Consider the following 20016-nt stretch of genomic DNA (forward strand, 5'->3'; position numbering starts at 1 on the left):
GCTTTCCCCGAGAAGGCTCCCATGGGCATGCGCTTCGTCAGGTCTTTCGGAGCCGCCCTCGTCGCGGCGGTCGTCATTGCCACCTTGGCGGGCGCACAGTCGAACCCGTCGCTCGCCACCTGGATCGCCGCGCCCGGCACGACCGACTATGCCGACGGCGGGAGATTGCTGTCCGACGAATTGAAGTCCTTGATTGCCAAAGGCGACCAGCTCAAGAGCCTGAGTTCCATCGTCGCTTCGACGCGCCAGAAAATGGCGTTGGTGGCGGCGCAACGCTCCCGAGTCGCACAGCAGGCGGCCACGCTGCGCAGCGAGCTGGCCCAGCTGGACCCGGAGCAGGACTCCGCAGCCGCAGCGAGGGCGCGCCTCAACAAAGCCATTGCCACGCTAGAGGCCTCCATCTCCGAGCTAGACAAGTCCATCGCGGCGCTCGCGGCGCAGATCAATGTCATCACGCGTGACATCGATAACCTGGCGGCAAGCATCGCCGCGCTTGAAGCGAAGCTCAACGAAGCCGAGGCGCGAGCCACGCGCGACAAGTCGGCGAAGGACTCGAAAGCCGAGCACAAGAAGCAGGCTAGCGACTTCGTCGATCTCGTGCGCCGCGTCCGGGTCGCAGCCGTCGCCGCGCGCACCCAGGTCGTGCCGCCGGGCGCGCCTCCCACCGCCCCGGCCGCGTCATCCTCCTCGTCCCCGACACCTCCGCCGCCAGCGGGCACCTCGAGCGCCGCCCCGAGGTAGATACCTCGCCTGGCTTGCTCCCAGGGCGGAGCGCGGAGACCTCTGCGACGCGCTTGCGCCGCTTCACTAGTGTAATACACTTTCCTCGTGCGCTATGTCTGGGACCCGACGAAAGCTCGCGCGAACCGGAAGAAGCACGGCATCCCCTTTGAAGAGGCGGTCACGTCCTTCGCCGACCCGCTTGCCATCATCGTGGATGACGACGCCCATCCAGAGCGGGCGCTCCTCATCGGCATGTCCTTTACCGAGCGCGTGCTCGTCACGGTCTTCATCGAGAGGCACGACGACGAGATCCGGCTCATCAGCGCGCGGATGGCTACCCGTGCAGAACGGAGGCGTTATGAAGAAGGCGACTAAGACCAAGCCGAAGAGCAAGCATCAGGAGCCCTCGAAGGCGTCTCTCAAGGACATCCCGGAGGTGGACTTCACCAAGGTTCGGGCGCGTTCGAATCCCTACGCTGCGCGCATCGCGAAGGAAGGGATCACCGTCCAGGTCGGGCGCGGTCGTCCACGCAAGCTCGAAGAGGTCGGAGGCACCTCGCCGCGATCGGTCCGCTTTCCCGACGATGTCTGGGAGAAGCTCGAACGGCGCGCGAAGAAGGAGGGCATCTCGCTCCATGCCGCGCTGAGGCGGGCGATCCTCGCCTGGCTCGACCACGCTGCGTGAGTGCGTGCTCATCTCCGCCTCGGAGAGCCCGGCAGCGAGGTTGTCGAGCACGACGGAGACGGGGACCCGAGTGCCCTTGATCTAGCTTCTCCGCCACCTTGGGCGAAATGTTCTCATCGAGCAGAAGCTTCACGAGGGCGACCGACTCGCGGGTAAGCGAGCGCGTAAAGCCTCGCAAACTCGAGGTCTTCGTCCTTGAGGTAGGGGTAGTCCTCGCGCACGTGCGCGGGCGACGCGCCCTTCAGCAACATGCCGCCGACTTGGCGAACGGCGAGGCGACTCTTTGAGAAGACCGGCTCTCCTCCCAAGACGCGTTCGTCGACGGCGAGCTTCGCTTTCCACGCCTCGAAGCGTTCGAGCTTTCGCTTCACGTCGCTCACGATGTCGCCGAGCTTGAGCTCGGTGATGGCGCTTAGCGCGAGGCGAGCGGGAGGAGGCTTCGCCTTGAGAGCGTCGCGGATGAGAAGGTAGAGCTTCTTCCGGTCTTCCACGCCGAGGTCGAAACCAAGCTCGGCCACGGCTCGAAAGTAGACCACCGCAGGAAGCTCGAAGCGCGGCGGGCTCGCCGAGCCGAAGAAGCCGTACTCCACGTCCTTCCGCACGCGGCGCTCTTCGAGCCCGGTGAACGCGACGACTTCGGCGGCGGAGAGGGCCTTCGGCATAATTCTTTCCTGTACAGGGAACAGTATAGGGCCCCCGTTGGTCGTAGCAAGCGCTGGGGTCCCGCGACCGTAGCCCAAGCCCGAGAACGCCACGTCGGGCGCGATGGGTCGGCCATCGCGTGAGGCGTGCGGAATCGCGGCCGGGCCAGAGCCAGCGACGCAAACGAAGCGGCGAGAGCAGCGCCGCGCGTGCGCCGTAGAGGAAGCGTGTGGCGGCCTTGATCGTCGCGAGGTTCGGCCAGCGCTCGCGCGGCGCGCGCGCGAAGTCGAAGCGCGACCCGAGCTCATCGAAGACGAACCCGAAGCGGAGGCCGAACGTGCGCGCATACGCTCGACGAGGCGGTGAAGCTCGATCCACGCATGGCTCACGCTCTGCCCGCGACCGATTCGGCGATACGTATTGAAGAAGCTCACGAGGGCCAACCCAGAGGATACCGCCGGCTACGCGCGGGGTGATCCCTTCCCCGCGTCACTCGAGGAGCGCGAGGACCGCCTCTCGCTCGCGCGGAAAGCCGAACACCTCGAGAAGATCGCTCGTGTCCGTCCCGTCGATCTTCGCGCTCCAGTACCAAGGATTCTCGGCGATCGCCTCGAGTGCGGCGCGCTCCGCCGGTCGAAGATCGGCCGGGGGGACCGGCAGCGCGATGTTCACCGCCCAAGCGAGGGCGTCGGCGAAGTCGCTCTCGTCGCGACCGCTCCAGGACTGGACCAGTTTCATCACCTCGTACGTCGTCGCCGAAGGCTCGGTGGTGTCTTCCGGGCATGGCGACGCGTCGAAGACGGGGATCGTCCTCCCCTCCTCCCCGATCCTCGCGTCGACAAACACCATCGGTCGCGGAGGTCGCGGCGGGTGCGATCCGAGACGCGAACGCGCCACGACCCAGAGCAGCGACTTCGCGACGTCCCACGCGGCCTCGTGCGTCGCATTCTGAAACGTGCGGAGGAGAGGTGGAAACACTGCGTCCTCCGGCGCATTCGCCAGGTGCCAGACGATCTCGCTCGTTTTCGCGTACGGCCACGCCTGGCCGATCCGCGCGACGACGGACGCAACGACCTCCGGGTCCGAATCACGGCGTGCGAGCAAGAGCGCCGCCGCCGGAGAGACCACGGCTTCGGAGCGCGCGAGCTCGCCGAGTGTCTCCGACGAGAGCCCGCCGTCTCGGACCCACGTAGCGTTCAGCAAGATCTCGGCGATGTGGCGTTCGGTCTCGACGAAGAGGCGACGCTCGACCTCGTGACACGCCTCACGCGCTCGCGCGGGGTACGCGCCGACGAGCCTCGCCGCAAACTCGCGCACTCCCGGAGAGGGATCGCTCAGCCGACGAACGTATGACGCGTATCCACGTTCGACGGCGGTCGCGCACCGTTTGGTGAGCTCGTCGTCGACCTTTCCCGAGCGCCATCCGATGCCGTGCGCGATCACGCTCAACATCGAGAGCACCGACACGGCGTTGTCTCCTTCGAGGTGGTCCACGTCGTCCACCAGGAACGACGCGACGTCGGGTGCGGCGCTCGTGAGGCACGTTCCCTGCGTCGACCCCAGCTCCGCGATCGCCATGTAGAGCAGGTCGCCCGGGTCGGTCGTGGGTCCGTCGAAGCGCGATGTCGGCGTCCATCCTCCTCGCATCTTCCGGAGGAGGATGGGAAGGTCGTCGGGCGATCCCTCGAGGACCTCGAGGGTCGACCACGGAACGGCGTCGAGCGCGTCGGCCATGGCTCAGGGTAACGCGTCCACCGGTCGTGCCCTCCCCCCCACGCATCGAAGACTGGTGCGAACGATGAGGGCGCACCGCGGGCGCGACGCCGCGGCCCGCGGGGACGACTCGAGCGCCGTGGGCGGAAGCCGTGACTTCCAAGTGCGAGTTTTGACAGCCGTTCGAGCCGAGCCGCGCCGATCTTCACGACCGCCGACGAGGATGGCACGTGCGAGTCTGCCGCCTCGCTCTATCGACGGGCCAGCGATATCTGTGCGGACGTGCCCGAGTCGGATGTGACGGCACTCCGGTCGAGAGCGTTGCTCGGGCTCGCCCGGTGCGACGTTCACAGGGGCTTCGGCGCCCGCGCGGCGGAGCGATACCGGTAGGCCCTTCAGTTGTTCGGAAAGATGGGACGCAACCCTCCGCCGCCCGAGCTGTTCGAGCAGGTTCGTGCCGAGCTTCGCGACGCCGAAGAGGGGACATGAAGATCTGACGCTCAAGGTGGGGCGTCGACCAGTTCTCGCGCTCGGCCTCGATCTCGTAGAAGGCGCGGGCCGCAGGGTCGCTCACTGCGAGCAGCGCACGGTAGTGGGTCCACGACAGGCGGGATCGCGACCATGGTGGGATCGCGCTCGACCTCAAGGACGCTCCAATCGCCGAGATCGAAGACGAAGTCGTCCCACGGCTCCACGTGTTCGCCGCCCGGGCCGACGAAGACGCGACGAATGGGCCGCGGCTCCCAGAACATTCCATCCTTGTCTTCGCGGGGCAGGTACACGCGTGCGCGGCTCGGCGGTACGCCAACACGAACGAGGCAGTGCCGAGCCGCGACGAGGTACGCGTTTCGCTCGTCCAAATGGACCACCGTTGCGGCGCACCGCGGCCCGAAGTCGAACCCGACCATCGCGAGCGCGCCGGATGGGACTGTCGTCGCGGTGGTCGGTGTCGCGAGGTACTCGGCGCAGCCCGCTGAGGGCGGCACGCCCCGTCCTGGGGTCCTTCTTGCGACCGCTCGCAACGAACAGAAGAGAAACCCAGGTCGGGGAGCCAACGAGGAGACGTGCCGACGACGGCTGCATTCGCGGCCTCTTCGCGGTACACAAGCGCCTGATCTTCATCGAGGCATGCGGGCCGGCGCCCGTAGCCGAGGCAGTCTCATTCGAACCTTCCTGACAGGCGCTGGCGGATACGTTGGCCTCCACATCTTGCGCGACCTGCTCGAGGCCGGGCACGAGGTCACTGCGGTGGTGCGGTCGCCAGGCAAGCTAGGGCCATTCGCAGAGCATCGTCGGCTGAGCATCGCCCTGACGGACCTCGAAGACGGCGCGCGCGTTGCCGACGCGCTGCCGGGGCACGATGCGTGCGTGCATGCGGCGCTGCTCTGGGGTGATCCCCGCGCGGAGCTCGACGTGCGAGACGTCGCCGTCGCAGCGAGGCTATTCGACGCGGCGGGAAGCGTCGGCGTGAAGAGGTGCATCTACATCTCGTCGGCGGCCGTGCACCGCCCGTTCTCGAGCGAGATGTGCGAGGAGAGCTGCCTAGGCGCCAGCGATCTCTACGGCGCCACGAAGGCAGCGGGAGAGCTGTTCCTCCGCGCCGCGTGCGCCGTCCACCCGATGACAGGTGTCGTGGTTCGTCCCGGCCCCGTTGTCGGTCCGCCAGCGTTCGCTGATGGCTCCTTTCGGAGCCCTGATCGCATCGCGGAGATGGTGGCTGCTGCCGTGGAGGGCCGTCCCATCGAGGCAAGGCGAGACGACGGGCGTCAATTCTCGGATGTGTCCACCGTCGCGAACGTGGTCCGCCTCCTCACCGCGGCGCCGAATCCCCTTCCCGCTTACCTATGCGTCGATCGGGACATCATCACGTGGGAACGTGTTGCGCAGCTGGTGGTGGAGTGCCTGAGCTCGACGAGCGAGGTGCACGTCGTTACGCAAGACGCGGAACGTGCGATCCCCCGCTTCCGAACCGAACGGCTCGAGCGGCTCACCGGCGGGCCGGCCCACGCGGAACGAGCCCTGGTGGCGCACATTCGCCATCTCGCCCGCACGTTAGTGGCAAGCGGCGCAGGACTACCGGCTCCTGCGTGACGCCACCATCAACGACGTCTAGCGGACGGCCTAGGCGCTCACCCCTGAGCGCGGGTACGGCAATCCGCTCTTCGTCCGGCTCGTGGCCAGCCGGAGGCTAAACCTGGGGCGGAAGGCGTGCGGTCACCCTTCGGCGAAGACCTCGGCGACGGTCGCCACCGTTGCAGGCTCGCGAAGCCAGCGCGTGAGCGTCGCGTCGTCGGTGTTCCGCAGGCACGTCAGTTCGGCGCTCGTTCCGCCGAAGCGAGGCCTTCAGCCGAGGGAGCCCGCGCAGGCCTTCTTGCGGATCTCGTTGGTCAGGCATTTCTTGGTGTCGGAGTCGCAGCGGGTCTCGCACGCCGCCGTCGCAGCGGGATCGCAAGAAGCGCCCGCCTTCAGCCTGGCCGTGCATTTCTTGGTCGCGGAGTCGCAATAGGCGCTCGAGCCACATTCGAGGCCCGACCCGATGCAGGCGTCGCCGAGTGCTTTGACCACGAGCTTCTTGCACGCTTTGGTCTCGGGGTCGCACTGGAGCGTGGGGTCGACGCCGCACGATGCGTACGTGGTGTCGGCCTTCGGCACCACGCCGGTGGTGATGCACGAGTCGCCCTCGGTCGGGGCCTTGAGCGCGATGCAGACGCCTTCGTCGCTTGGGCTGGTGCCCTGGCGGAAACACGTGGACCGATACGCGCCCAGCCCGCAATCGCTCGACGACTTGCAGGACTGGCCGGGGGTGTTGTTGCCTCGGAGGAGGCCCTCGCAATCCGGATCGTCATCCTCGTCGAACGCGGACTTGCTGGGCGCGCACGTGCTGAGGGCGGCCGCCATCTTGGCGATGCAGTTGCCCGCCTTCTGCGCGTCGTAGACGTACTCGGGGTGCTCGGTGCGCTCCTTGTCGAGCTCTGCCTGGACGGCCGCGGCGCCTTGCTCACACGTCTTGAAGTCATCGGCGAAGCCATTCTGGGCACAACAAGGTTGGATGGCCGCGCAGAGCTTCTGGACGTAGGCCTTGCCGATCTGGTCGGCGGGGACGGGCGAACCGGTGGCGGTAACACCACCGCCACCGCCAGAGCCGGAGCCGCCGCTACAGGCAATGAGGACCAGGGAAAGGGCAGCGCCAGCGACGCCAACGACACGAACTCGGTTCAGGGGCATGGGGCGCGCCTTACGCAACCTGCGTGCCCGCCACAAGGCCCCCCGCCGACCGCTGAAGGTGCGAGAACTTTGAGAGGAACGACGCGAGGGGTCATCACGCGTTCACAGTGCGTGCGCCCTGGGCGACAGGGACTTTTCACGTCGTGCGCAAACCGGCTGGCCGCGGAAGACGGCGAGCTCGTTCTCGCTCTCGCTCTCGATCGCGGGGCTTCGACGTCTCTCATCACGCCGGCGCCTGCGTCGAGGGCCGTTGGGAGGCATAAAAACGATCGCGTTTCTTTACTGAGATCAGTTCGCCTCGCGCCGGGCAAGTCCACACCGCAACGGCCGTCTGTGCCCGAAGCTCCGAAAGGTCTCGATGAACAAGCTCGTTCTCTTGCTCGCCTCGCTCCTCGCCTGCGCCTCCGTCGCCTGCGGCGCCACGCCGCCCGAGTCGTCTGTCTCCGACGACGAAGTCACCGTCGACGTCGAGTCCAACCTCGACACGCAAGCCGTGTGCACCAACCGGTACGAAGGCACTTGCGGCCGCGAGTACACGAGCTTGACGACGTGCCGGAGCCAGTGCGGCACGTGCTGGTACATCGGCCGGTGCTGCGGCAACGGGTGCTCCTGGAAGTGATTGACCGGCGGGGCGCGGCCGCAAGCAGCGCGCGACCCGCCAATCAAGAGTCCCGCGTCCCCGACGGACCGCGACGCACGCCTGCGGAGCGCGTTCTTCTCATGAAACAGGCCCCCCTCGAACACCCGTGCATCAGAAGAGACCTATGAAACTCATCGCTCCGCGTTCGTTGTCGTTCGTTGCCGTCATGGTCCTTGGGCTCTTCGCGTGCAGCGAAGACGCCACCGGCGAGAACACCACCCCGCAAGTCGAGTCCCCGCCGACGCCGCCGACGCCGCCGACGCCCAACACGCCGGTCGTCGACGCGTCGACGCCGTCGGCGTATCCGGACATCGATGCGCTTCAGGCACCGCGCGACATCATCAAGGCCGTCTTCGCCGAGCACATCCGCCACTCACCTTCGTGGGCAGCCAGCGCAGGTGTTCGCGACGTTCGACGCCGTGCTCGACGACCTCTCTCCGGCGGAGTTCACCAAGTACTACGGCCGCTGCGCCGCCCTCGACGTCAAGCTCAAGACGATAGATGTCACCAAGCTCACACTCGTTGAGAAGATCGAGCATGACAAAGCCTTGAGCTCCCTGTTCGACGCGCTTGCTCGACGTGATGCGACCACTGAGCTTTGGGAGCAGTCCAACCTCGTGGACGTCGTCGACAACTTGTCCTTGACGCCCCAGGTCCAGACGATTCGCGCCAAAGCCGACATCGACGCGCTCATTGCGAAGTACAAGGAAATCCCCCGGTACTTGCAGCAGAGGACGGACAACCTCGTGGCCGGCGCAGCCAAAGGGCTCGTGGCCTCCAAGCCCATCGTCGAGGCGTCCATCGCCAACCTCAAGACCTACTACGGGGTTGTGGCCGACAATCCCTTCGCGGCGTTGGTGTTCGAGGACTCGGTGTCGCAGACCGACCAAGACGCATGGCAGCCGCTCGTCAACACCATCGTCGAGACGGTCGTCGTCCCGGCCATCCTCAAGCACGCGGCCGAGCTCGAGACCAAGATCCTTCCGAGCGCGCGCACCACCTTCGGGTACGGCGCCATGGGCACTGTTGGCAAGACGTTCTACGCGAGCCAGGTCAAGGTCCACACCGGGTCGACGCTCTCGGTCGACGACATCCACGCGCTCGGGCTTCAACGCGTGTCCGAGCTCGACACCGCGATGCGCACGAACCTGACCGCGTTGTCGATCACCGACACGAAGCTCAGCGACGCGCTCGCGAAGATCCAGACGCAGCCCGAGTGGACGCCAGCGACCCCGGCGGCCGCGAAGACCCACGTGGACGGCGTCGTGGCGTCGCTGTTGAAGTCCGAGTGGGTGGACGACGTCTGGGGGCTGGGGACGACCGTTGCCGCGCCCTCGGTGGACTACGTCGACGATCGCGCCGGGTCCGCCTACTACGTGATCGGAAGCGACACTTTCACGATCTTCACGAAGGACAAGCCGGCCTTCGAGCACGACGCGGTCGTGACGCACGAGTTCACGCACTACCTGCAAGACGTTGCGGCCAAGGGCCTGCAGGCCAATGCGATCTCGCCGTATGGGTCGCTCTTTGGCTCCACGTCCGTGGTCGAGGGCGCAGCCCTCTACGCGGAAATGATTCGGCTCGAACAGCCAAACGCTTACAAGCAGGGAACCGTCCGGGGTACGGCCCTCGCGCGCCTAGGGGCCCAAGGAAACCTCATGCTTCGGGCCGTGCGGCTGGTGGTCGACACCGGGATCCACGCGAAGGACTGGACGCGTGACCAAGCGATTCAATACATGAAAGATCGCCTCACGATGGCCGACGACGAGATCGAGTTCGAGGTCGACCGCTACGCGTCCTTTGCAGGGCAGGCGCTTGCGTACCGCGTTGGAGCCGAAGGGATCCGCAAGGCCAAAGAGGACACCAAGGCCCGGCTTGGCGCGGCCTTCTCCGAGAAGGCCTTCAACAAGACGATGCTCGAATTGTCGGGAGCTTCGCTCGCGCTCGTCGACGAGGTTGCCAAGTCGATGAAGTGAGGGCTTACGGGGTGCCTATGGGCCAGCACCTCCGCGCGAGCTGCCACCAGGCAGCTCGTGCGCTCCTGAGCCCGCGACCTCGACCCGCTATCGAACGACGCGCCGACCAGGACACGGCGGCAACGGAAGCCCTACTTGGGCCCCACGCTTCGCGGGGGGTGACGCCTGTGCCGGGGCCTGTTACGCAGCGGGGATGAAGATCCGTCTTGGGGGTGGGGTCGTGATCAGCTTGGCCGCGCTCCTCGCGGCCGTGGCCTGTGGCGACGACGAGGACCCGTCCGTAACACCGGCGACGGTGGACGCATCCTTCGACGCGGCTCGACTCGACGCGGGAACGGATGGCACGTCGACGAGCGACACGGGCGTCGCCGAGGCGTCGGCGATCGATGCCGCCGCCGATGCGACCGCGCCCAAGGACGCCGCTGTAGAGTCGAGCTCCGACGCGGGCCCCGACGCGGCGCTCGAAGCGAGCACCGATGCGAGCGCCGATGCGCCGTCCACAGACGCAGCCGACGCAGCCGACGCGGGCCCCGCCCCCGCGCTTTTTGCGACGCACGACGGAATGCTCGTGCGCTTCAACCTGGCGACGGCGGCGCAGGCGATCGTGGGCTCCATCTCGCCGGAGCCGTATCGCCTTGCCTTCAACGGGACCACCATGTTCGGCCTCGTGGTGGAGGCGGGCCCCAGCTACCGGCTGGTGACCGTCGATCCGTGCACGGGCGTCGTCACTTCGGGCCCCACGCTGTCGATCGCGGGAGGAACGGTGACACTCCCCGAGGGCTTGGCGTTCAGTGGGAACGGCAGCCCGCTCTACGTGGCCCTTAGTCAGAACGGCGTCGACAACGCTAGCGAGGCGCTCGCGAGCGTCAACGTCACCACGGGCGCGCTCACCGTGCTGGGCTCCAGCGCGGGTGACATTGACCTCATGACGCCCTACCAGGGCTCGCTCCTCGCCGTCGATGCGACGCTCTCGGGAACGTGGTCGTCCGCCTTCAGCTCCATCAACGCCACGACGAGCGCGCCGACCACCGTCTGGCCCGCGGCTGGCAACGCGCAGCTGACAGGGATTGCGGTCCACCCGACGACGTCGACTGTGTACGCCTGGCAGCTGGCGGGGTCCAATCCGTTCAATCTCGTGACCGTCAATGTGACGACAGGCGCCCTCACGCCGATTGGCGTCACCCACTCGGGTTCCAGCGTAGGTGGCTTCACCTTCGCCGCCGTCACCTGCCCCTGACGGTCGCGTGCGCAACGCCTGGCGCCCCGCGCCCGCGGCGCTCCTCCACCGTCCTCTCGCAAAAAAGGGAGGGCCCGCGCCGCCATTTTCGGTGGCGCGCGAATCCTTCTGCTTCGTTGGGGGCTCGAACTCCGACGACGTATGGCCTTCACCTTCCGAACCTCGATGCCGTGGGTGCTCCTCACCGCGCTCCCTCACCTGGTCGCTTGCGGCCACCCCCCCACGACCGATGGCCCGCCAGTCCCCGTGCTCGGCGCCGACGCGCTCAACCTGGCCCCCGCACGCGAGGAGCTCCTCGACACGCTCTATCGCACGAGCGGCACGGTCCGTGGTCGCTCGACGGCAGTCCTCACGAGCAAGACGACAGGCTACGTGCGCACGATTGCCGTAACGCCCGGCGCTCGCGTGGTCGCGGGCCAGCTTCTCGCAGTGCTTGAAGCCAACGACGTCGCGGCAGGCGTTCGGCGGACCCGCGCCGGCCTTGAGCAGTCGCTTGAAGCGAAGACGGAGGCCGAAAACGCGCTACGCGCGGCCCAGGTCGCGGCGCGCATCGCGAAGACCAGCCACGACCGCGCGGCGGCCTTGTTCGCGGAGAAGGCCGTGTCTCGCCAGGAGTTCGACGACACCGAGGCGCGTTGGCGCTCCGCCGCGGCGCAGGAAGCGATGGCCGAGGCGCGCGTTCGCTCGTCGGCGGCCCGCATCGACCAAGCGAAGGCCGAGGTCGGTGAGGCGCAGGCCACGCTCGACTACGCGCGCATCACGGCTCCCTTCGCGGGGCGCGTCATCGAGCGCCGCGCGGACCCGGGCAATCTCGCGACGCCGGGCATGCCCATCTTGGTCCTCGAGCAGGACGGCAGGCTGCGCGTCGAGACGTACGTTGAGGAGTCGCGCGCGGCGAGCGTCCTCTTGGGCGACGCCGTGACCGTCGACGTCGGTGCCACCGGCGCGCCCGCCACGGGACAGATCTCCGAAGTTGTGCCTGCCGTGGACGTCGCGTCCCGCGCGTTTCTCGTGAAGGTCGACCTCCCCGAAGAGACCCAGGGGCTGCGGCCTGGCATGTTCGCGCGCGTCACCTTCCGAACGGGGCAGAAGTCGCGGCTCGTCGTCCCCACGGCGGCCATCACCTCGCTCGGAGCGCTCGATCGCGTCTTCGTCGCCGAGGGCGATCGACTGAGGCTGCGGATGGTCACGCGCGGGGAAACGCAGGGACCGTGGACGGAGATTCTTTCGGGGCTCGGTCCCGGTGAGCGCGTCGTAGGCGCTCCCGGAACCGGCGCGAAGGACGGCGCTCGCCTCGGAGCAAAGCTGTGACCGCCCCCATCAAGCTCGGCGCCGCTGGCCGACTCGCGCGCGCGTTCATCCACTCCAAGCTGACGCCACTCTTGCTCGTCGCATCGGTGTTGCTCGGCGCGCTCGCCGTCTGGAAGCTTCCGCGCGAGGAGGAGCCGCAGATCGTCGTCCCCATGAGCGACGTCTTCGTGCGCATGCCTGGCGCCTCCGCCAAGGAGGTCGAACAGCGCGTCACCAAACCGCTCGAGCGCCTCCTGTGGGAGATCCCGGGGGTCGAATACGTCTATTCGACCTCCAGCCCCGGCCTCTCGTCGGTGATCGTTCGCTTCAAGGTCGGCGAGGACGAAGAGCGGAGCATGGTGCGCCTCCAGCAAAAGCTCGCGGCCCACATGGACATCGTCCCCCCGGGCGCCTCGGCGCCGCTCGTCAAGGTTCGGTCCATCGACGACGTCCCCGTTCTCGCGATCACGCTATGGAGCACCCGCTACTCGGGCTACGAGTTGCGGCGCGTGGCCGCCGAGCTTGGCCAACACGTCAAGCAGGTCCCCGGAGTGAGCGAGGTATCGATCACCGGCGGCGAGCGTCGTTCGGTGCGCGTGCTTCTCGACCCGGAAGCCATGACCGCTCGCGGTGTCACGCCCGTCCTCGTCGCCAACGCGATGGGCGCCGCCAACCAGCGGGTCGCTGCGGGAGCGATGAACACCGGTGATCGCGAGCTCCTGCTCGAGGTGGGCTCGGTGCTGACCAACGCCCGCGACGTCGGGAACGTCGTGGTGGCAGCGAGCGACGGCCACCCGGTCTTCGTGAGGGACGTCGCGCGCATCGTGGATGGCCCCGACGAACCGTCGACCTACGTGCGATTTGGCGCTGGCAGCGCCGCCGTGGACGACGAGCGAGCCGCCCGTGACGGCCCCGCGCCCGCGGTGACGCTCTCCATCGCAAAACACAAGGGCCTGAACGCCGTCGACGTCGTCGCGGACGTCACGCGCAAGCTCGATTCGCAGAAGGGGTCCTTGATCCCCGGCGACGTTCGCGTGTCGCTCACGCGCGACTACGGCGCTACCGCCGCCGAGAAGAGCAACGAGCTGCTCTTGCACATGGGCATCGCGGTCGTGAGCGTTGCGCTGCTCATTTGGCTGACGCTCGGCCGGCGTGAGTCGGCCATCGTCATGTTGGCCATCCCCGCGACGCTGGCGCTCACGCTGACGGTCTTCTGGCTCTACGGATACACGCTCAACCGCATCACGCTCTTCGCGCTCATCTTCTCGATCGGCATCTTGGTCGACGACGCCATCGTCGTCGTCGAGAACATCACGCGCCACTGCCGGCTGCCGGAGAACAAGGGCGTCAGCCCGACGGACATCGCCATCCGAGCCGTCGACGAGGTGGGGAACCCGACGATCCTCGCCACCATGACGGTCATCGCGGCGATCCTCCCGATGGCCTTCGTTGGCGGCCTCATGGGCCCCTACATACGACCCATCCCCATCGGCGCGACGGCGGCGATGCTCTTCTCGCTGCTCGTCGCCTTCGTCGTGACGCCGTGGGCCACCGTTCGACTCATGAAGTGCGGCGGCGAGCACGGCCACGAAGAGGTCGAAGGACGCCCTACCCTGCTCTACCGCCGCGTCATGGGCGCGCTCCTGGCGGTTGCCAGCCTGAGGCGGTGGTTCCTCGGCGGCGTCGTGGTGCTCCTCATCGGCGCCATGGGGCTCGTGGCCGTGAAGTGGGTTCGCGTGAAGATGCTGCCCTTCGACAACAAGAGCGAATTCCAGATCATCGTCGACATGCCCGAGGGCACATCGCTCGAACGCACCGACGCCGTCGCGCAGGCGGTCGCTGACGTCGTGGCCAAACAGCCCGAGGTCCGCTCCTACCAGACGTACGTGGGGACCTCGGGCCCCTACAACTTCAATGGCCTGGTGCGGCACTACTTCATGCGCCAGGGCTCCAACGTCGCCGACATCCAGGTCAACCTCGTGGAGCGGGGAGACCGCAAGGCTCAGAGCCACGCCATTGCCAAGCGCGTCCGCGAGGCCATCCGCCCCATCGCGGAAGCGTCGAAGGCGCGGCTTAAGGTGGCGGAGGTCCCGCCGGGACCGCCGGTGCTCGCGACGATGGTCGCCGAGATCTACGGCCCCGACTACGAGCGACAGGTCGCCGTCGCCAAGCAGGTGGAGCAGCTCCTCGAGCAGAGTGAGGGCGTCGTCGATGTGGACACCTACGTGGAGGACGACCTCGTGAAGGAGCGGCTCGTGGTCGACCGCGAGAAGGCGGCGCTGAGCGGCGTCAGTGAGGTCGAGATCGCACGAACGCTCCGCCTCGCGTCCAGCGGCGAGTCACCGGGCCTCGTACGCGACGAGCGCGAGAGTGAGGACGTGACCATCCAAGTGCGCCTCGATCGCGCCATGCGCTCTGATCTCGAACGTCTCCGGGCGCTGCGAGTGGCGGGCCGAGACGGCAAGCTCGTGAGCATCGGTGAGCTGGTCACGGTAGAGCGCACGCTCCAAGACAAGAGCATCTTTCACAAGAACCTCATGCCCGTCGTCTACGTGACGGCCGACGTGGCGGGCGCCGTCGAGAGCCCGGTCTACGCGATCCTGGCGCTGGGCCCGAAGCTCGACAAGATGGTCCTGCCGGAGGGCTACCGCCTCGAGCAACACACGGCCACGCAACCGTTCTTCAGCGACAAGCTCGCCATGAAGTGGGACGGCGAGTGGCACATCACCTACGAGGTCTTCCGCGATCTCGGGATGGCGTTCGCGGCCGTGCTCATCCTCATCTACGTGCTCAACGTTGCGTGGTTCCAGTCCTTCAAGACGCCGCTCGTCATCATGAGCGCGATTCCCTTCTCGCTCGTGGGCATTCTGCCGGCGCACGGTGCGCTAGGCGCGTTCTTCACCGCGACCTCGATGATCGGTTTCATCGCTGGCGCGGGCATCGTCGTGCGCAACTCCATCATCTTGGTCGACTTCATCGAGCAACGACTGGCAGAAGGCGCAACGCTCGAACGTGCAGTGGTCGACGCGGGGGCGATTCGGTTTCGGCCCATGCTGCTCACGGCGGCGGCCGTCGTCGCGGGTGCAGCGGTGATCTTGTTCGACCCGATCTTTCAGGGGCTCGCGATCTCCCTGATGGCCGGCGAGATCGCCTCGCTGGCGCTGTCACGCATGACGGTTCCGGTGGTGTTCTTCCTCATGCGCCGCCGCGAGCAGGCGCGCGAGCGGCGAGCCGCGCCCACCCCGACGGCGCCGTCGGGGCCGCCGCTGGAGTCCGCCGCGACGTCGTAGCGGGGCCTTTGCAACGAATGCCGGGGCAGTGCCGCGACTCGCCCGATACCGGGCGGCGCGAGCTTAGACGCTCGCGAGGCGCGCTTCGAGCTTCGTTTCGAGCGTCTCGAGGGCCTTGCTGAAGGCGGCGATTCCCTCGGCGAGCTTGTCGTTCGCCATGCGATCTTGCTCGTGCATGGCGCGGAACGTCGCCTGATCCATCTTCATGGCCTCGAGCTTCGGGTCGCGCTTCTCTGGATCGAGCTTGCGCACGAGCGTGCCCTCGGTCTTCTCGAGCTCCGCCAGAAGCGACGGCGAGATGGTCAAGAGATCGCAGCCGGCCAGCTCGACGATCTCGCCGGTGTTGCGGAAGCTCGCGCCCATGACCTCCGTCTTGATGCCGAACTGCTTGTAGTACGCATAGATGCGCGAGACGCTGATGACGCCCGGATCTTCCGCGCCGACGTAGTCGCGGTTGTGCTCCTTCTTGTGCCAGTCGAGGATGCGACCGACGAAGGGAGAGATGAGCGTGGCCTTGGCGTCGGCGCAAGCGACCGCCTGGTGCATCCCGAAGAGCAACGTCATGTTGCAGTGGATGCCCTCCTTCTCGAGGACCTCGGCGGCCTTGATGCCCTCCCAGGTGGAGGCGATCTTGATCAAGATGCGGTCGCGCGAGGTGCCGGCCGCTTCGTACATCTTGATGAGCGAGTGGGCCTTCTCGATGGTCGCCGCCGTGTCGAAGGAGAGTCGCGCGTCGACCTCCGTGGAGACGCGGCCCGGGACGATCTTGAGGATGCGCAGGCCGAACTCGACGGCGAGGCGATCGACGGCCTTCTTGACGACGGCGATGGGCGACGCGTTGGCGCCCATCTCTTTTTTCGCCCAAACGAGCGCCTCGTCGATGATCGGCGCGTATTCGGGCATGCCCGCCGCCTGCTGAATGAGCGACGGGTTCGTCGTCGCGTCACGCGGGAGGAACTTCCTCATGGACTCGATGTCGCCCGTGTCGGCGACGACGACCGTCATTCCCTTGAGCTGTTCCAAAAGCGTGGCCATGGCGCGTTCTCCTTCGAGTGGAGCGGGGAGGATAGCGCAGAGGCCCGGCTCGCACCGGGCCTCTTTCCTTCTACGGAACGCTCACCGGGCCGGCCCGCGCCGCCGCCCGCCTCATCAGCGCGGGGACCATCCGGAGGAAGGGCGTCGCGTCGACGACGATCGTGCCGATCCTGGTGATACTGCGCCTTCGCCTTGGTCGATTTCGCCACGGACGCCAACGGACTCGCTGGGTTTCGCCGCGTTGACGAACACGTGGACGCGGTTGAGGCCGCGGGCTTCCCCCACGGAGTTCAGGTGGATGGCGAACGTGCTCTCGCCAATCGGTGACGGAATCGTCGATACCGGCTCCTGCTCGAGTCGCAGCGCCGTGATCAGCGCTGCCGGCCCTCTCGCGGGGGACCGCCTCGGATTCCTTCTCACCGCCCCAGACGGTGACGTCGTGCCACTCCCACATCGCGTCGCCGAGGCGCGCCTCTTCCGCAAAGACGAGGCCCAGAGCAGCTTCGTCGACGACAATGGCGTGAGTGGCGCCGTTGGTGATGGCGAGACTTCCGCGACCGCACTGAATCGTCGCCGTTGCGAGGGGCGACAGCTCGATCTCTTCGAACGTGAGGGTAGTCGCCGGCTGCGTGCACGGGACCCCGCCGGCTACCTCGCCCGCGGGCTTGAGCGTCGCGATAGCAGCCTTCACCTTTCGGTCCAGCCCGACCGAGGCGTACGCGCCATCGCGCTGGCTGCTTACGTGTCGAGTCGCGGAGAGCAACTGGGCGAGGTTCGGCTCGCTGCCAACGACGGCGCCTTCATCGGTAGCCGCTTCGGGCGTTGGGCCCGCGGAGCAGGCGAAGAGTGAGCACGTGAGGAGCAAAGAAAGGATGGAGGGTCTCATGTCACGGGACTAGCAACCGCCAGGCCAGTTGACCCACAAGGGAATCGCGTGGCGAAGTGGTGAAGGTGCGCAAGTAGCGAACCCAGATCTTCCCGAGTTGGCCGTAGGGGGCCGCGCCCCGCTGACCAAGTCGACCTGGGCGGCTGCACTGCACTGGACCAACAAAAGCCGCGAGCCCGGCGCCATCGCTGGCAGCCGGGCTCGTGGACGACTCGACGAGGCGCGCGAACTCAGTTCGTCGCGTCGAGCATCTTGCCCTTCTTCGCGGGCTTCTTGCCTTTGCCGGCCTTGGGCGCGGGCGCGGGCGCGGCCTTCGTGTTGACCTTCGCGACCGGCTTCGCCGAGACGACGGGCTTCGCGGAGACGACCGGCTTCTTCGCCGCCTTCACGGCCTTGACGCCGTGACCGTTGGTCGCGCCGTTGGTGTGAGCGCCGTTGCCGTTGGTCTTGGCGGAGGCCTTGCCGACGACCTTCGCGACAACCTTCGCCGCCGCAGGAGCCGCCTTGACCTTGGAGCCCATGAGGTCCGACGCGATGGCGTCGGCGCGGTTGGTCTTCTCCCAGGCGAAGCCGGCGCGGCCGAAGTGGCCGTAGGCCGCCGTCTGGCGGTAGACCGGCGCGAGGAGGCCGAGCTCGTCGATGAGCGCCTTGGGGCGCATGTCGAAGTGCTCGAGGATGTACTTCTCGAGCTTCTCGTCGGAGACCTTGCCGGTGCCGAAGGTGTTGACGTGAACGCCGACGGGCTTCGCGACGCCGATGGCGTACGCGATCTGCACTTCGCAGCGACGCGCGACGCCCGAGGCGACGACGTTCTTCGCGATGTAGCGCGCGTAGTAGCAAGCCGAGCGGTCGACCTTCGACGGGTCCTTGCCCGAGAAGGCGCCACCACCGTGACGGCCCATGCCGCCGTAGGTGTCGACGATGATCTTGCGGCCCGTGAGGCCGCAGTCGCCCATGGGACCACCGACCACGAAGCGACCCGTCGGGTTGACGTGGATCTTCGTGTTCTTGTCCATGAGCTTCTTGGGGATCACCTTGTCGATGACGAGATCGACAACGGCTTCCTTGAGCGTCTTGTGCTTCACCGACTCCGAGTGCTGGCTCGACACGACGATGGCGTCGATGCGCACCGGCTTGTCGTTTTCGTACTCGAGGGTGACTTGCGTCTTGCCGTCGGGGCGGAGGAAATCAACCTGGCCCATCTTGCGGATCTGCGAGAGCTGCAGCGCGAGCTGGTGGGCGTAGTCGATGGGCGCGGGCATGAGGTTCGGCGTCTCGTCGCACGCGAAGCCGAACATGAGGCCCTGATCGCCGGCGCCTTGCTCCTTGTAGAGGCCTTCGCCTTCGCTGACGCCCTGCGCGATGTCCGGGCTCTGCTTCTCGATGGCCGAGAGGACGGCGCACGTCGTCGCGTCGAAGCCCATGTCCGAGTGGACGTAGCCGATCTCGCGGACCGTGTTGCGGACGATGGTCGGGATGTCGACCCAAGCGGACGTCGTGATCTCGCCGGCGACGACGACCATGCCGGTCTTCGCGAGGCTCTCGCCAGCGACGCGAGCCTTCGGGTCCTGGGCAAGAATGCCGTCGAGAATCGCGTCCGAGATCTGATCGCAGATCTTGTCCGGGTGGCCTTCGGTAACGGACTCAGACGTGAACTGATAACGCGCCATGGATCTCCTCACGGGGCTCGGACCGACCGATTGGCTCCGGCCATGACCCGAGGTTCAGGCGGAAGGAACTACACGCACGGAGCCCTGGGAGCAAGGGGGCCCGAAGCGGATTTCTCGCGCCATTCGCTGGCGGAAGGCGCCGTCAGGCAGGCTTGCTGGCGCGCAGCGACGGCCGCGAGAAGAGCGTGACCTCGGTGCCGGGGTTTGCGGCGATGGCCAGCGTGGCCGGCGGATCCCAGGGCAGCGGCGCGCTCGGCCCGCCAACTTCCTCGTAAAATCGCGCCAGGACGAGGCCCAGGCGCGTCTCGTCGAGCGCCGCAAAGGCCACGTCGAAGCCCCGCGCATAGCGGAGCGCCTTCACGAACGCCTCCGCCGACGGAAACGACAACGTGTGGCGGAGCACCGTGTGGCGAACGAGGCTGAGGCCCGCTTCTTCAAACATGGACTCCATCGAGTCGCGGCCTGAGTGAATCCGCGGCGGCACGAGCGCCAACGCCGGCTCGCGCTCGGCGAGGCACCGCATCATCCGCTCGAACGGGTCGTGCTCCTCGGGGGGCCCCCAGGTCAGAACGCCGACCTTGCCCTTCGTCGTCAGAGCGCCGCGCCACGCGCGGAGCACGTCGACCCGGTGGTCGAGCTGCCAGAGACCAAAGGCGCACACGACGGCGTCCCAAGAGCCGCCCGAGACGTCCTCAGCGGGCGCCACGGACAGCTGAGCGTCGGGGAAGCCCGCCGCGTCGAGGCGCGCGCGGGCCTCCTTGGCGAGGGCCTCGTCGAGCTCCGTCGCGCGAACGTGCGAGGCGCCGACCTCCCGTGCCACGGCGACGACCTCGGCGCCCGTGCCGCAACACGGGACGAGGACGCGCTCTCCGTCGTCGAGGGCCAGCTCGGAGACGAGGTCGCGAAGATACGGAACGAAGCGCGGCACCCACTCCTCGTTGTATTCGCGGCTGGGGCGATCCCACGGCGTGGCCATGGGGACAGTCTACCCTTCCGGCGCCGGT

At 67.3% G+C, this 20016-nt stretch carries 18 protein-coding genes; 9 read left to right on the forward strand and 9 right to left on the reverse strand.

Annotated features, from left to right (window positions below):
- Positions 1 to 21 precede the first annotated feature (21 nt).
- The 3 genes from IPG50_20310 (at position 22) to IPG50_20320 (ending at position 1408) form a co-directional block, all read left to right on the forward strand.
- Positions 22 to 741 carry a hypothetical protein gene (locus IPG50_20310; protein ID MBK6694528.1) on the forward strand — a complete coding sequence of 240 codons (720 nt, stop codon included), beginning with the start codon at positions 22 to 24 and terminating at the stop codon, positions 739 to 741.
- Between the two features lie 87 nt (positions 742 to 828).
- Positions 829 to 1098 carry a BrnT family toxin gene (locus IPG50_20315; GenBank protein MBK6694529.1) on the forward strand — a complete coding sequence of 90 codons (270 nt, stop codon included), beginning with the start codon at positions 829 to 831 and terminating at the stop codon, positions 1096 to 1098.
- Positions 1082 to 1408: a CopG family transcriptional regulator gene (locus IPG50_20320; protein ID MBK6694530.1), complete on the forward strand. Its 327-nt coding sequence runs from the start codon at positions 1082 to 1084 to the stop codon at positions 1406 to 1408. Before IPG50_20315 ends, IPG50_20320 begins: the two co-directional genes overlap by 17 nt.
- 113 nt (positions 1409 to 1521) lie before the next feature.
- Here IPG50_20320 and IPG50_20325 read toward each other — a convergent pair whose 3' ends face one another.
- From IPG50_20325 to IPG50_20335, 3 genes are all read right to left on the reverse strand, one after another.
- Positions 1522 to 2070 carry a DUF433 domain-containing protein gene (locus IPG50_20325; GenBank protein ID MBK6694531.1) on the reverse strand — a complete coding sequence of 183 codons (549 nt, stop codon included), beginning with the start codon at positions 2068 to 2070 and terminating at the stop codon, positions 1522 to 1524.
- Between the two features lie 469 nt (positions 2071 to 2539).
- Positions 2540 to 3784: a hypothetical protein gene (locus tag IPG50_20330; protein ID MBK6694532.1), complete on the reverse strand. Its 1245-nt coding sequence runs from the start codon at positions 3782 to 3784 to the stop codon at positions 2540 to 2542.
- 184 nt (positions 3785 to 3968) lie between these two features.
- Entirely contained in the window at positions 3969 to 4520 is a 552-nt protein-coding gene (locus IPG50_20335) for a hypothetical protein (GenBank protein ID MBK6694533.1), read from the reverse strand.
- A 371-nt stretch (positions 4521 to 4891) separates the two neighbouring features.
- Here IPG50_20335 and IPG50_20340 point away from each other — a divergent pair, with 371 nt between their 5' ends.
- Entirely contained in the window at positions 4892 to 5854 is a 963-nt protein-coding gene (locus IPG50_20340) for an NAD(P)H-binding protein (GenBank protein MBK6694534.1), read from the forward strand.
- A 252-nt stretch (positions 5855 to 6106) separates the two neighbouring features.
- Here the strand turns inward: IPG50_20340 and IPG50_20345 are convergent, their stop codons facing one another.
- Positions 6107 to 6988 carry a hypothetical protein gene (locus tag IPG50_20345; GenBank protein MBK6694535.1) on the reverse strand — a complete coding sequence of 294 codons (882 nt, stop codon included), beginning with the start codon at positions 6986 to 6988 and terminating at the stop codon, positions 6107 to 6109.
- Between the two features lie 358 nt (positions 6989 to 7346).
- Here IPG50_20345 and IPG50_20350 point away from each other — a divergent pair, with 358 nt between their 5' ends.
- A complete protein-coding gene (locus tag IPG50_20350; protein ID MBK6694536.1) occupies positions 7347 to 7607 on the forward strand; it encodes a hypothetical protein in 261 nt (86 codons plus the stop codon).
- Positions 7608 to 7739: 132 nt separating this feature from the next.
- Here IPG50_20350 and IPG50_20355 read toward each other — a convergent pair whose 3' ends face one another.
- Complete coding sequence (locus tag IPG50_20355) at positions 7740 to 7940, reverse strand: hypothetical protein (GenBank protein ID MBK6694537.1); 201 nt, start codon at positions 7938 to 7940, stop codon at positions 7740 to 7742.
- Between the two features lie 86 nt (positions 7941 to 8026).
- Here IPG50_20355 and IPG50_20360 point away from each other — a divergent pair, with 86 nt between their 5' ends.
- From IPG50_20360 to IPG50_20375, 4 genes are all read left to right on the forward strand, one after another.
- Positions 8027 to 9604, forward strand: coding sequence for a DUF885 domain-containing protein (locus IPG50_20360; GenBank protein MBK6694538.1), 1578 nt, complete (start codon positions 8027 to 8029; stop codon positions 9602 to 9604).
- 193 nt (positions 9605 to 9797) lie between these two features.
- Positions 9798 to 10841, forward strand: a complete 1044-nt coding sequence (locus IPG50_20365) for a hypothetical protein (protein ID MBK6694539.1) — start codon at positions 9798 to 9800, stop codon at positions 10839 to 10841.
- Between the two features lie 141 nt (positions 10842 to 10982).
- Positions 10983 to 12152, forward strand: a complete 1170-nt coding sequence (locus IPG50_20370; GenBank protein MBK6694540.1) for an efflux RND transporter periplasmic adaptor subunit — start codon at positions 10983 to 10985, stop codon at positions 12150 to 12152.
- The gene (locus tag IPG50_20375; GenBank protein ID MBK6694541.1) at positions 12149 to 15421 is read left to right on the forward strand and encodes an efflux RND transporter permease subunit; all 3273 of its coding nucleotides are present in this window, start codon (positions 12149 to 12151) and stop codon (positions 15419 to 15421) included. The genes IPG50_20370 and IPG50_20375 overlap by 4 nt, the downstream gene beginning before the upstream one ends.
- Before the next feature lie 63 nt (positions 15422 to 15484).
- On the opposite strand, the gene IPG50_20380 is transcribed toward IPG50_20375, so the two are convergent.
- From IPG50_20380 to IPG50_20395, 4 genes are all read right to left on the reverse strand, one after another.
- Positions 15485 to 16456: a transaldolase gene (locus tag IPG50_20380; GenBank protein ID MBK6694542.1), complete on the reverse strand. Its 972-nt coding sequence runs from the start codon at positions 16454 to 16456 to the stop codon at positions 15485 to 15487.
- Between the two features lie 70 nt (positions 16457 to 16526).
- Entirely contained in the window at positions 16527 to 17342 is an 816-nt protein-coding gene (locus tag IPG50_20385) for a hypothetical protein (GenBank protein MBK6694543.1), read from the reverse strand.
- Positions 17343 to 17572: 230 nt separating this feature from the next.
- Positions 17573 to 19012, reverse strand: a complete 1440-nt coding sequence (locus IPG50_20390; protein MBK6694544.1) for a methionine adenosyltransferase — start codon at positions 19010 to 19012, stop codon at positions 17573 to 17575.
- Positions 19013 to 19154: 142 nt separating this feature from the next.
- Positions 19155 to 19988: a methyltransferase domain-containing protein gene (locus IPG50_20395; protein ID MBK6694545.1), complete on the reverse strand. Its 834-nt coding sequence runs from the start codon at positions 19986 to 19988 to the stop codon at positions 19155 to 19157.
- Positions 19989 to 20016: the final 28 nt, after the last annotated feature.

This window comes from Myxococcales bacterium (genome assembly GCA_016703425.1).
GTDB lineage: Bacteria > Myxococcota_A > Polyangia > Polyangiales > Polyangiaceae > JADJCA01.